9 protein-coding genes are annotated in these 12,503 nt (G+C 45.7%); 4 read left to right on the top strand and 5 right to left on the bottom strand.

The annotated features are described in order from the left end of the window. On the top strand, positions 1-1,173 hold the full coding sequence (locus tag AC2UZJ_RS02370; RefSeq protein WP_486948509.1) for a vWA domain-containing protein: 1,173 nt from the start codon (positions 1-3) through the stop codon (positions 1,171-1,173). Between the two features lie 39 nt (positions 1,174-1,212). Beyond that, on the top strand, positions 1,213-3,969 hold the full coding sequence (locus tag AC2UZJ_RS02375) for a M16 family metallopeptidase (RefSeq protein ID WP_486948510.1): 2,757 nt from the start codon (positions 1,213-1,215) through the stop codon (positions 3,967-3,969). Between the two features lie 111 nt (positions 3,970-4,080). On the opposite strand, the gene dnaJ is transcribed toward AC2UZJ_RS02375, so the two are convergent. The 5 genes from dnaJ to hemH form a co-directional block, all read right to left on the bottom strand. Further along, positions 4,081-5,214: a molecular chaperone DnaJ gene (gene dnaJ, locus AC2UZJ_RS02380; protein ID WP_486948511.1), complete on the bottom strand. Its 1,134-nt coding sequence runs from the start codon at positions 5,212-5,214 to the stop codon at positions 4,081-4,083. A gap of 97 nt (positions 5,215-5,311) precedes the next feature. Then, positions 5,312-7,234: a molecular chaperone DnaK gene (gene dnaK / locus AC2UZJ_RS02385; protein ID WP_486948512.1), complete on the bottom strand. Its 1,923-nt coding sequence runs from the start codon at positions 7,232-7,234 to the stop codon at positions 5,312-5,314. A 140-nt stretch (positions 7,235-7,374) separates the two neighbouring features. Then, a complete protein-coding gene (gene grpE, locus AC2UZJ_RS02390) occupies positions 7,375-7,965 on the bottom strand; it encodes a nucleotide exchange factor GrpE (RefSeq protein WP_486948513.1) in 591 nt (196 codons plus the stop codon). A gap of 108 nt (positions 7,966-8,073) precedes the next feature. Then, positions 8,074-8,634: an LbetaH domain-containing protein gene (locus AC2UZJ_RS02395; protein WP_486948514.1), complete on the bottom strand. Its 561-nt coding sequence runs from the start codon at positions 8,632-8,634 to the stop codon at positions 8,074-8,076. A gap of 45 nt (positions 8,635-8,679) precedes the next feature. Next, on the bottom strand, positions 8,680-9,750 hold the full coding sequence (gene hemH / locus AC2UZJ_RS02400) for a ferrochelatase (protein WP_486948515.1): 1,071 nt from the start codon (positions 9,748-9,750) through the stop codon (positions 8,680-8,682). A 165-nt stretch (positions 9,751-9,915) separates the two neighbouring features. Between hemH and AC2UZJ_RS02405 the strand changes: the two genes are divergently transcribed. After that, complete coding sequence (locus tag AC2UZJ_RS02405; RefSeq protein WP_486948516.1) at positions 9,916-10,815, top strand: NAD kinase; 900 nt, start codon at positions 9,916-9,918, stop codon at positions 10,813-10,815. An 11-nt stretch (positions 10,816-10,826) separates the two neighbouring features. Then, on the top strand, positions 10,827-12,482 hold the full coding sequence (recN, locus tag AC2UZJ_RS02410) for a DNA repair protein RecN (RefSeq protein ID WP_486948517.1): 1,656 nt from the start codon (positions 10,827-10,829) through the stop codon (positions 12,480-12,482). Positions 12,483-12,503: the final 21 nt, after the last annotated feature.

Raw genomic sequence — 12,503 nt, forward strand, 5'->3', positions numbered from 1 at the left:
ATGCTGATTCGTTTCTTTTATTTTTTACGTGCTAAGCAACTCAAGGTCTCTATACAGGAATTCATGCTACTCATAGAGAGTTTGCGTAGCCCCGCTGCACCTATTTCCATCGATGAGTTTTACTATTTAGCTCGTTTAATTCTCATTAAAGATGAAGGACTGTTTGATAAATACGATCAAGCCTTCAGTCAATTTTATAATTTATTGAGTCAACAGCTGGCCGAAAGTGGTGCTATCCCGGAAGATTGGCTGGTTAAAACCTTAGAGCGTCATTTGTCCGATGAGGAAAAAGCCGCTCTCAAAAAGCACGACCTTAATGAGCTGCTAGACCTATTCAAAAAAACCTTAGCTGAGCAAACAGAGCGCCATGCTGGGGGTAATAAATGGGTGGGTACAGGAGGCAGCTCACCATTTGGGCATGGAGGCTATCACCCGCAAGGTATTCGGGTAGGCGGCCCTTCGGCTGGTAATATGACGGCTACCAAGGTGTGGGAAAAGCGCGAGTACCAAGATTATGACGACCAAGTGGAGCTGGGTACCCGTAACTTCAAAGTGGCGCTACGCCGTTTGCGTCGTTTTGCTAGACAAGGCAGCGCCACAGAGCTTGACCTGCCCGGCACCATTCGTCACACCGCCCAACAGGGGGGCTTACTCGATATTCAAATGCAGGCAGAGCGCAAAAATACGGTAAAAGTCCTTATGTTACTCGATGTGGGTGGTAGTATGGAGGCACACATAGAGCAAATTGAAGCGCTATTTTCTGCCGCACGCAGTGAATTTAAACATCTAGAGGTGTATTATTTTCATAACTGCCCTTATGAATCGCTTTGGCGCAATAATCAACGGCGTTTTGACGAAGCCACCCCTACTACCGAAGTGCTTAGACTATACAATGAGGACTGGCATGTGGTCATAGTGGGTGATGCCACCATGAATCCTTACGAAATCACTCATATTGGTGGTGCCATTGAACATCACAATACCGAAGCCGGCCATGTGTGGCTTTCTAGAATTATCTCGCAATGGCCTAAAACGGTGTGGCTTAACCCCACGCCTACACGCTTCTGGCAATATCACCGCTCGCTGTATTTAATTCGTCAAATTATGCAAGACCATATGTACCCCGTGACCATGCAAGGGCTAGAATCAGCCATGCAGTTTCTAACTAAATAACGCATACATATAATACATACAGCACATACAGGAACTCTTATGTTTAATGCTCTACATAATGCTTTACATAAAAAAACCAAATACGTAGTACTGCTTGGGATTTTTCTCAGCCCTCAGCTGGTTTATGCTTTGCCCCAAGGCGTACAAGAAATCACTAGTGTTGAAGGGGTTACCGAATATAAGCTTAATAATGGTTTAACCGTATTATTAGCCCCCGACGACTCCCGACCCAATACCACCGTGAATATGACGTATTTGGTGGGTTCCAGACATGAAAACTATGGCCAAACGGGCATGGCGCATTTACTTGAGCATATGTTGTTTAGAGGCACGCCTACTATGCCGAATGCGTTGGGTGAGTTTTCTAAGCGTGGTTTAGCCGCTAACGGCACCACTTCAGTAGACCGTACTAATTATTACGCTACCTTTGCGGCTAACCCTGAAACCTTAGACTGGTATTTAGACTGGCAAGCCGATGTGATGATAAATGCCAGTATTGCTCAAGCTGACCTAGACGCGGAAATGACGGTGGTACGCAATGAAATGGAACGTGGTGAAAACAGCCCCTTCCGAGTCCTTATGCAAAGCACACAAAGCGCGGCTTTCCAATGGCATAACTATGGCAAAAGCACCATCGGTGCACGTAGCGATGTAGAGCAGGTAGATATAGAGCAATTACGTAATTTCTATAAATTGTATTATCAACCCGATAACGCCGTACTCATTGTAAGTGGGCAGTTTGATGTGGATGAAACGCTAGAATATATCCATCAGCAATTTAGTACCATCCCTAAGCCTAAGCGCACGCTTCCCCCTGAATACACTGAAGAGCCGGTACAACATGGTCCGCGTAGCGTTACCATACGGCGCCAAGGTGGCTCTCCCCTCATCGCAGCGCTCTACCACACTCCCGCTGAAGCCGACCCACAATTTATGCCTTTAAGCTTAGGGGTCAGTATTTTAGCTGACACCCCTTCTGGGCTTTTATATAAAAATTTGGTAGAAAAAAATCTTGCCACTTCCGTATTTGGTTATGCTGCCGGTTTAAAACAACCCGGTTATGCTCTATTTATGGCTGAGCTTAATGATGAGATGAATCAAGAAAAAGCCCTAGAAAATCTCAATCAAAGCTTAGAAACGCAACCTATCACTATTGAAACTACCGATGTGGACCGCGTACGTAACCAGTGGCTTAACGGTTGGTCTCAAACCTATGCCGACTCGGGCAGTTTGGCGGCTGCGCTTTCGGAAGGCGCTTCTTCGGGTGATTGGCGCTTGTTTTTCTGGCAGCGCGATCAGGTAGAAAGTATTCAGCCTACCCAAATACAAGAAGCCCTTAAAACTTGGCTAGTAGCAGATAACCGTACGAATGGTTTATATGTGCCTACTGAGCAAACCGCACGGGCGCCTCTGGCACAAAGCCCTGATGCAGCAGCATTACTAGCAGACTATGAAGGCAAGGTCCTCGCCGAACAACAACAAAGCTTCGACCCCACTCCTGAAAATATTAATGCACACACACAACGCTATATTTTAGACTTGGGTGAAAATTTAGGTGAGGTGCAACTGGCATTATTACCTAAACCTACCCGCGGTAATCGCGTAGAAGCACAGCTTTCTATACGATTTGGCGATCCGGACAGTCTCAAAGGTAGCTCTACTATTGGCAGTGCTACGGCAAATTTACTCACTTATGGTAGTAAAAATCGTACACGTCAAGAAATAGAAGATGCCTTCACTGCTTTACAATCATCGGTGAGTTTTGGGGGCGGTTCGAATGGTTTACAGGTGGACATTTCTACTACAGGTGAAAATCTAGCAGAAACCATAGACTTAGCCCTAGAAGTAATACGTGAGGCGAATTTTCCAGAAACCGAGCTAGAAAAATACAAAACCCGTCGTCTCACCAGTATTAATAATGCAAAAAACGAACCTTCTGCGGTAGCTAACCAAGCCTTAGCCCGTCATATGAACGCATGGCCTAAGGGCGATATACGCTATGTGCCTACTTTTGAAGAGGCCATTGAAGACATCAACACCTTAAGTCAAGCAGACGTGCTGGCGTTTCACGAGCGATTTTATGGCACCGGTGATATTCGTTTCAGTGCTACCGGTACCTTTGATGCCGATGCCATTAAAACCAGTCTACAAAAAGGCCTTAAAGACTGGAAACGTGCTCCGGCCTACCAACGCGCCGCAGACCCCTATACAGAAGTGATTGCCAAACATTTCAGTATAAATACGCCCGATAAAGCCAATGCCTTTTTTATAGAGAGCTTGCCTTTGGCCTTACAAGATACAGATGAAGACTTTGTGGCACTTTATTTAGCCAACTATATGTTGGGGCAATCAGAAACGTCTAGGCTATGGAACCGGGTACGCGTGGGGGAAGGCTTGTCTTATGATGTGCGTAGCCGTTTAAATGTCTCTTCGTATGAGCCTTCAGCCAGCTGGACGATTTACGCCATTCACGCGCCCGAAAACTCCGCCAAGCTCAATGAGGTAATACGTGAAGAACTAGATAAGGTCTTAAAAGATGGTTTTACACAAGCAGAAGTGGATGAAGCCATTCACGCCTTATTGCGCTATAGACAACTAGCACGCAGTAATGATTCTGTGTTGACCAATACTTGGCAAAGCTATATGGATTTAGACCGTGATTTTTCTTGGTCGCAACAAATGGATGAAAAGCTACAAGAACTGGATGCCAAACAAGTTAATGCTGTACTCCAACAATACCTCAAACCCGACGCCTTTAGCTCCGCTTTAGGTGCGGATCAAAGCAAACAACAATAAGTATCTACACAAAAAACCCGTCTACAAATACGTTTGCAGACGGGTTTTAAACTCAAGAGCCTGTGGCTTTTCAAGGCCGTTTATCACGCCACCTAGCGCGCTTTCTCGGCTTTAAGAAAAAAAACTTTTCACCTTATCTGTCCAGGATTTACTTTTGGGTGAGTGTTTATCACCCCCACCGGATAGGGACTCTTCAAATTGACGCAAAATACTTTTCTGCTCATCTGACAAGCGCACCGGTATTTCTACCTGCACATGACAGTAGAGATCACCAGGATAACTAGAGCGCACGCCTTTAATCCCTTTACCACGTAAACGAAATACTTTGCCTGTTTGCGTGCCTTCAGGAATAGAAATCTCACCACGACCGGTTAAAGTGGGCACTTCTACATCACCACCTAAAGCAGCCGTAGTAAACGGAATGGTGAGCTCACAGTGCAGGTCATCGTCTTCACGCTCAAAAATACCGTGGCGTTTCAAGTGCACTTCTACATATAGATCACCTGGAGGGCCACCATTGGCACCCGGCTCCCCATTACCGGTGGAGCGAATGCGCATACCATCATCAATCCCAGCGGGGATGCTGACTTGTAAGGTTTTATTTTTACGTACACGACCTACGCCATCACACACCGTACACGGATCGGTAATTTCCTGTCCCGTGCCGTGACAAGTGGGACACGATTGCTGTACGCTGAAAAACCCTTGCTGCATACGTACTGCACCCGCACCATTACAAGTACTACACGTGCGTGGCGACGTGCCCGGCTTAGCGCCTGAGCCAGAACACGTATCACAGTTTTCCCAACTAGGGATACGAATTTCAGTATCAAAACCGGTAGCCGCCTGCTCTAGACTTATTTCTAAGGAGTAACGTAAATCTGCGCCACGTTGTACACGAGGCCCACCACCGCCACCACCACGTCGGCCACCACCAAAGATATCGCCAAAAATATCACCAAAGGCATCGGCAAAGTCGGCTCCGCCCATACCGCCTCCCATACCGGCGCCCATATTCGGGTCTACGCCTGCATGACCATAACGATCATAAGCAGCGCGCTTATCATCATCATAGAGGGTTTCGTAGGCTTCTTTGGCTTCTTTAAATTTGTCTTCGGCCTCTTTACTATCCGGATTACGGTCCGGATGATATTTCATTGCCTTTTTTCTATAGGCTTTACGAATATCGTCTTTAGACGCATTTTTCGCCAGGCCTAACACTTCATAAAAATCACGTTTTGCCATATTAACTGTAGCGTTAAGACGCTATCCTCGTAAACAAGAACGCCCGATCTCTGGCATGACCAGAAACCGGGCATAAGCATATTAAACCTGCTGTAGATTATTGATCGCGCTTCACTTCTTTGAAGTCAGCGTCGACCACATTCTCATCTTCAGGTTTTGCCTCGGCTTCAGCACCACCTTGGGCTTGCTGCTCAGCTTGCATATCGGCATAGATTTTTTCACCTAGCTTCTGAGCGGCTGTGGTTAAAGCTTCAGTTTTACTATCAATGGCGTCTTTATCGTCACCTTTGAGGGCTTCTTCTAGCTCAGTAATAGCGGTTTCTATGGCTTCTTTTTCGGAAGCTTCTAGCTTATCGCCATACTCTTCTAAGGATTTCTGCGTAGAGTGTACTAAGGCTTCACCTTGGTTACGGGCATTGGCTAAGGCAGCAATACGACGGTCATCTTCAGCGTGCATCTCTGCATCGGCCACCATTTTCTCGACTTCTTCCTCAGTTAAACCTGAGCTGGCTTTAATGGTAATTTTGTTTTCTTTACCAGTGCCTTTGTCTTTGGCAGACACATTCAAGATACCGTTGGCATCAATGTCAAAGGTCACTTCAATTTGTGGCTCACCACGACGTGCTGGTGGAATACCCTCTAAGTTAAACTCACCTAGAGCTTTGTTACCTGCAGCAATCTCACGCTCACCTTGGAACACTTTAATGGTTACCGCAGGCTGGTTGTCATCAGCGGTGGAGTAAACCTGTGAGTGACGTGTAGGAATAGTGGTGTTTTTAGGGATCATTTTCGTCATCACCCCACCTAAGGTTTCAATACCCAAGGAAAGTGGTGTTACGTCTAGTAAAAGCACGTCTGAGCGATCACCCGCTAACACGGATCCCTGAATAGCAGCGCCGGTGGCTACCGCTTCGTCTGGGTTTACATCACGACGTGGGTCACGGCCAAAGAACTCTTTAACCTTTTCCTGCACCTTAGGCATACGTGTCATGCCACCCACTAAAATCACATCGTTAATCTCTGAAACCTTCACGCCCGCGTCTTTAATAGCAACACGACAAGGCTCTAACGAGCGCTCGATGAGATCTTCAACTAAAGATTCCAACTTAGCACGAGAGATTTTTAAGCTCAGGTGCTTAGGACCGGAGGCATCTGCCGTAATATAAGGTAAGTTAACTTCAGTCTGTGTAGTAGAAGATAGCTCAATTTTTGCTTTTTCAGCGGCTTCTTTCAAACGCTGTAGTGCCAATACATCCTTGGATAAATCTGCACCACTTTCTTTTTTGAACTCGTCAATAATGTAATCAATGATACGCTGATCAAAGTCTTCCCCACCAAGGAAAGTATCACCATTAGTGGAAAGCACTTCAAACTGCTTATCACCATCCATATCCGCGATTTCAATGATGGATACATCAAACGTACCACCACCCAAGTCATAAACAGCGATTTTGCTATCACCTTTAGCCGCTTTATCAAGACCAAAGGCTAATGCTGCTGCGGTAGGCTCGTTAATGATGCGTTTAACATCTAAACCAGCAATACGACCGGCATCTTTGGTGGCCTGACGCTGACTATCGTTAAAGTAAGCAGGTACGGTAATAACCGCTTCTGTGACTTCTTCGCCTAAGTAATCTTCGGCGGTGGTTTTCATTTTACGCAAGATATCGGCAGACACTTGCTGAGGGGCCAAGGCTTTACCCTGCGCTTCTACCCAGGCGTCGTTATTATCAGCCTTAACAATTTTATAAGGCATTTTATCGATATCTTGTTGCACGGTTTTTTCATCAAACCGACGACCAATTAAACGCTTAACGGCGTAAATGGTATTTGTAGGGTTGGTTACTGCTTGGCGCTTAGCAGGCGCACCCACTAATACTTCGCCGTCTTCCATATATGCCACGATGGAAGGTGTCGTACGTGTACCTTCGGCGTTTTCGATAATACGAATTTGATCGCCTTCTTGTACGGACACACAACTATTTGTGGTACCTAAGTCAATTCCAATGATTTTGCTCATTATTTTTTCCTAGCCTGTATATTTAATATTGATATTTGATATTTGATATTTGATGCTTAAGTTTTAAATGCTTTATTAAGTAGTTACTACCTATATGGGGGATACTTTTTGTTTTTCAAGCCCCATTCTTAACAAAACACTTAACCAGCAGACACCATCACTAAAGCAGGGCGTAATACACGATCAGCTAAGGCATAACCTTTTTGTAAAACTTGGGCTACCGTATCTTTGGGATGCTCTGAAGGAATCGCAGAAATAGATTGATGCACATGGGGATCAAACTTATCACCGGCCACAGGAGCAATTTCTGTTAACTTATTACGCTCAAAAGCACTATTTAATTGTTTTAATGTGGTCTCTACCCCTTCAGAGAAACTTTCTACACTTTGATTCTCTTGGGCTAAAGCGGCTTCCAGACTATCGCGCACAGGCAATAAACTTTCAGCAAAGCCTTCAACGGCAAACTTACGTGCTTTGGTCACTTCTTCATTAGCACGTCTACGTATGTTTTCTACCTCGGCCTTAGCACGTAAAAGCTGATCATGGTATTCAGCTACCTTAGCCTGCGCTTCGCTAAGCTCTGTTTCCAGATTGGATTCTTGCGGAAACTGGATAGTTTCATTCTCAAAAAGCTCATCCTCTTCGATTTCGGACTGCTCTTGCTCTACTACTTGATCTACGTTTGCTACAGAATCTTTTTCTGTTTCTTTAGGGTGCTTAGGGGCTGACATAAAGGTCTCCACAATAAATATTCAATAATGACTGATACAAATATGGGGGCTTTCGCCCCCATTTCAAGTGTCATCGTGGACATGGCCCACTTTCTACTGAAAAATCTCTCAAAACTGGTTTTGGATACGGCGATAAGCTTGCGCTAAAGAGACATTAGTGTGCATTACGGATTCGGAAAAATCGGTGGCGGCTTGAGGTACGGTATCTAAGGCGCTGAGCTCGGTAGCACTACTAACTACCGTGGCAGAGGGCAAGTAGAAACGTTTAGGAATATCGTGACCATCTACTACACAGTTATGACGAATAACCGCTGACTCGCCCACTATGCAATTAAATAACACAGAATTAAAGCCTATAAACACATGGCTTTCCACCACACAAGGCCCATGCACAATGGAGCGATGGGCAATAGAGGTATGCTCACCAATAGTCACCGCAGCACCATCTTTAGAATGAATAACCACGCCATCTTGAATGTTTGAGTTTGCGCCAATCACAATGGGTTCTAAATGGCCATTTTCATCTACCTCATCAGCACGAATCACCGCGTAAGGGCCAATAAAAACATGGGCCCCTACCTCAATACGCCCACACAAAATGGCAGTAGGGTCTACAAAAGCAGTTTCGTGAACAACGGGATAATCACCCCGAGGATTTTTTCTAAGCATTAGGTTATTCCTATTATCAGTGCAAATATACCCGAGTATTTTAGTCTACTTATCTAAAGCTGGTAAATCCCAACCCTGCAAATTTTGCAACACAATGTCACAAAGACCGCTTATCCAAGCCGGATCATCATTCAAACAAGGTATGTAAGAAAAGCTTTTACCGCCATCTTCTAAGAAAGCATCACGGCATTCCATTTGAATCTCTTCTAAGGTCTCTAAGCAATCCGCTAAAAAACCCGGACACGCCACATGCACCGACTCCACCCCTTCTTTAGCCCATTGGCGTAAGGTGGGTTCAGTGTAAGGTTCTACCCATTTCTCTGCACCAAAACGACTTTGAAAGGTAGCGAAAATAGGTACGTTTTGATCCGCCAAGGCTTCACGTATAGCAGCAGTGGTGAGCATACAATCTCTATAATAAGGGTCACCTTTATCTATGCAACGACGTGGCAAGCCGTGAAAACTTAGCAAGAGCCGTTGTGGTTTTTCATGCGTTTCCCAGTGGCGCAATACACTTTGTACAAAAGGCTGTATGTAGCCCTCATGTTGCTCATAGCTTTTTACACTACGTGTTTCAGGTTGATTTCTGCGTTTAGCCAAATAGCGATTGAGTTCATCTACCGCTGTGGCTGTAGTGCTAGCCGCGTATTGGGGATATAAAGGCACCATTAAAATGCGTTCACAGCCTAGTGTGGTGAGCTCATGCAACACATCGTGCATAGCGGGCTCCCCGTAACGCATGGCTAAACGTACAGGAATGTCATAACCTTTATCATGCAATTTTTTTTGGACACCATCAGCTTGAGCTTGGCTATACACTAAAAGGGGTGAGCCGCCTTCCATCCAAATGGATTCATATTTAGGCGATAATTTTCGTGGCCTAAAAGGTAGAATCGCACCCCGCAAAATAATTTGCCATAAGAAAGGCGGTAACTCAACCACCCGTTGATCAGATAAAAACTGGCCTAAATAACGGCTAATATCCTTAGGCGCTGTGGTGGCCGGTGTACCTAAATTGACCACTAGCACGCCGACCTTAGGGATAGCTCGGGTGCGAACCTGAGGGTCAAACAGTGAGGCATCAGGCAGCTCTTCGTAGATTTTTTTGGCACTCATAATAATCCGTAGTTGAGTAGGTCTTCAAACAATGTAACTAAAGGTATTAGACAGTATACCTATAGATCATCCACTTTAGGATGGCGCTTCACAACACACAAGCTTTGCAGAAAAGTATAGAATCAGGTTAATTTCACAAATTAAAATTATAAGGTTTGTTAGCTCATGCATTTTAAGTCCGTGGCAATTATAGGGCGCTACCAAGATAGCGGCCTAGATATGCCTTTACGCGCCCTCGCACAAACACTACAGCAAGCAGGCTGTAATGTGATGATCGAAGCTGATACCGCTCATTACGCGGGCATTACCGAGCTGCCTATAGGCAACTACGATGACATAGGCACGCAGGCAGACTTGGCTGTCATTATGGGAGGTGATGGCACGATGATTGGCGCAGCGCGTGAGTTAGCTAATTACCACGTGCCATTAATTGGTGTAAATCATGGCCGTTTAGGCTTTATTACTGACATCTCCCTAGATAATGCACACGAAGCCGTTTTAAGCGTGATTGCTGGGCATTATGATTCCGAAGAACGCAGCTTATTAGAAGGCAGCATTGTGCGCGATGGTGAGGTGCTGCATTCAGGCATAGCTTTAAATGATATTGTCATCAATAGAGCCGGACGCGGTGGCATGATAGAACTACGCGTTGAACTAGATGGCATTTTTATGCATAGACAACGTGCTGATGGGGTGATTATTTCCACCCCTACGGGCTCTACTGCCTATGCAATGTCAGCTAATGGCCCTATATTACACCCTAGTCTTAAGGCTATTTTACTGGTGCCTGTAGCCCCACAGACTCTGTCTAATCGACCTGTTGTTGTGCCTGACAGCAGTACATTAAGCCTTACTATTACCACCTTAGGGCGTGTAGAAACCGGCGCTAGCGTGCATTTTGACATGCAGGCTTGGTCTGACTGTCAGGCAGGAGACCGTATCGATATACAACGCTCTAAAAACACTGTCTGTTTTATTCATCCTAAAGGCTATAGCTTCTTTTCCACCTTAAGACAGAAATTAGATTGGAACCGTATGCCCGCAGACGAAAACGAACCACACTGAGTAACCTCCCTATGCTACGTTCATTACATCTTCGTGATTTTGTTATTGTGGATCACAGCCACATTGAGTTTGAGGCTGGCTTTACGGTTTTTTCTGGAGAAACCGGTGCCGGTAAATCCATATTAATTGATGCTCTCTCTTTAGCTTTAGGCGCTAGAGGCGATGCCGCTGTAGTGCGTCAACACGCCGAACGTGCCGAAATCACGGCTACCTTTGAGCCCGATGCCAGCACGTTAGTCTGGTTGCAAGAGCACGATTTCAACATGGATAACAAAGAAGAGTTGATTTTACGTCGAGTCATTGATGCTCAAGGACGTAGCCGTGCTTATATTAATGGCACCCCCACTACCGTCTCTTTACTGCGTGAACTAGGCGCTTTGCTGGTAGACATTCATGGCCAGCACGCCCATCAAAGCCTGCTGAATCCACAAAGTCATTACGCCATCCTAGACACCCAGGGTCAACATCTGCGCTTGAGTCAACAAGTGGCCCACGCTTGGCAGGCATGGCTACAAGCGCAAAACGCTTACGAAAAGGCGCTGCAAAGCGCTCAGGTGAACGCGCAAGAACTAGAATTATTAGATTGGCAGGTTCAACAACTAACAGATCTCAATCTCGCCGAAGGCGATTGGGAAGCGCTCACTCAAGAGCATCAACGCTTGGCGCATGCGCAAACGTTACTAGACAATGCAGGCCGTAGTCTTACGCTTTTAGAAAATGAGGATGGCGGAGCGTTTAAGGCGATTAATACCGCTTTGCAAAGCTTACAATCCGTATTGAACCACGATACTAATTTGACAGAAATCTGCCAGACTTTAGAGTCAGCCCAAATAGCTTGTGCAGAAACTATCTCTGATCTCAACAGCTATGTGAGTAATGTAGAGCTTGACCCAGAACGTCTAGCTCACATAGATCAAATCATGTCTGAAGCGTTTAACTTAAGCCGCAAGCATAAGTGTGAGCCAGAAGAGCTACCAAAAAAACTCGAACAACTATTACAACGTCAACACGCACTCCAAGAGTCTGTAGATACTGAGGCTTTATTAAAAAACACGCAAAAAGCAGAAAAACGCTATACAGAATTAGCTGAAGAACTCACCCAAGCCCGTGAGCGTACTAGCTCTACCCTTAGCCAACAAGTGACGGACGCCATGCAACAACTCTCTATGAAAGGGGGGCAATTTGTGGCGCAACTGAGCCCCAGTGCCCCAAGCGCACATGGCAATGAAAAAGTAGAATTTTTAGTAGCAGGCCATAGTGGTGTACCGCCTGCCGCTTTAGCTAAAGTGGCCTCAGGCGGCGAATTAGCACGTATCTCTTTAGCGCTTTCAGTGATAGCTAGCCAAGCGGCTCGCGTACCCACTCTGATTTTTGATGAAGTAGATAGCGGGATTGGCGGTGCCGTTGCGCAAGTAGTGGGCAAACTACTACATGAATTAGGTCAACGCCATCAAGTACTGTGTGTTACCCACTTACCTCAAGTGGCAGCTTGTGGTGACTCGCATTTTGAGGTCAGCAAAGCCACCCAAAACAGCCAAACCGTTTCGAAAATACAACAACTCAATACTCACCAACGCATTGAAGAAATATCTCGCATGCTAGGCGGTATAGAAATTACCGCCACCACACGCAAACATGCCCAAGAAATGCTGGGTATTAATGAGTGAGCAGGGCTAAGAGCTATGAAA

Source organism: Paenalcaligenes sp. DL 309 (genome assembly GCF_057475285.1).

Excerpts from the sequence above, each read along its gene's own strand:
- AC2UZJ_RS02370 (WP_486948509.1), top strand. The coding sequence starts at position 1 with ATGCTGATTCGTTTCTTTTATTTTTTACGTGCTAAGCAACTCAAGGTC.
- AC2UZJ_RS02375 (WP_486948510.1), top strand. The coding sequence starts at position 1,213 with ATGTTTAATGCTCTACATAATGCTTTACATAAAAAAACCAAATACGTA.
- dnaJ (WP_486948511.1), bottom strand. The coding sequence starts at position 5,214 with ATGGCAAAACGTGATTTTTATGAAGTGTTAGGCCTGGCGAAAAATGCG.
- dnaK (WP_486948512.1), bottom strand. The coding sequence starts at position 7,234 with ATGAGCAAAATCATTGGAATTGACTTAGGTACCACAAATAGTTGTGTG.
- grpE (WP_486948513.1), bottom strand. The coding sequence starts at position 7,965 with ATGTCAGCCCCTAAGCACCCTAAAGAAACAGAAAAAGATTCTGTAGCA.
- AC2UZJ_RS02395 (WP_486948514.1), bottom strand. The coding sequence starts at position 8,634 with ATGCTTAGAAAAAATCCTCGGGGTGATTATCCCGTTGTTCACGAAACT.
- hemH (WP_486948515.1), bottom strand. The coding sequence starts at position 9,750 with ATGAGTGCCAAAAAAATCTACGAAGAGCTGCCTGATGCCTCACTGTTT.
- AC2UZJ_RS02405 (WP_486948516.1), top strand. The coding sequence starts at position 9,916 with ATGCATTTTAAGTCCGTGGCAATTATAGGGCGCTACCAAGATAGCGGC.
- recN (WP_486948517.1), top strand. The coding sequence starts at position 10,827 with ATGCTACGTTCATTACATCTTCGTGATTTTGTTATTGTGGATCACAGC.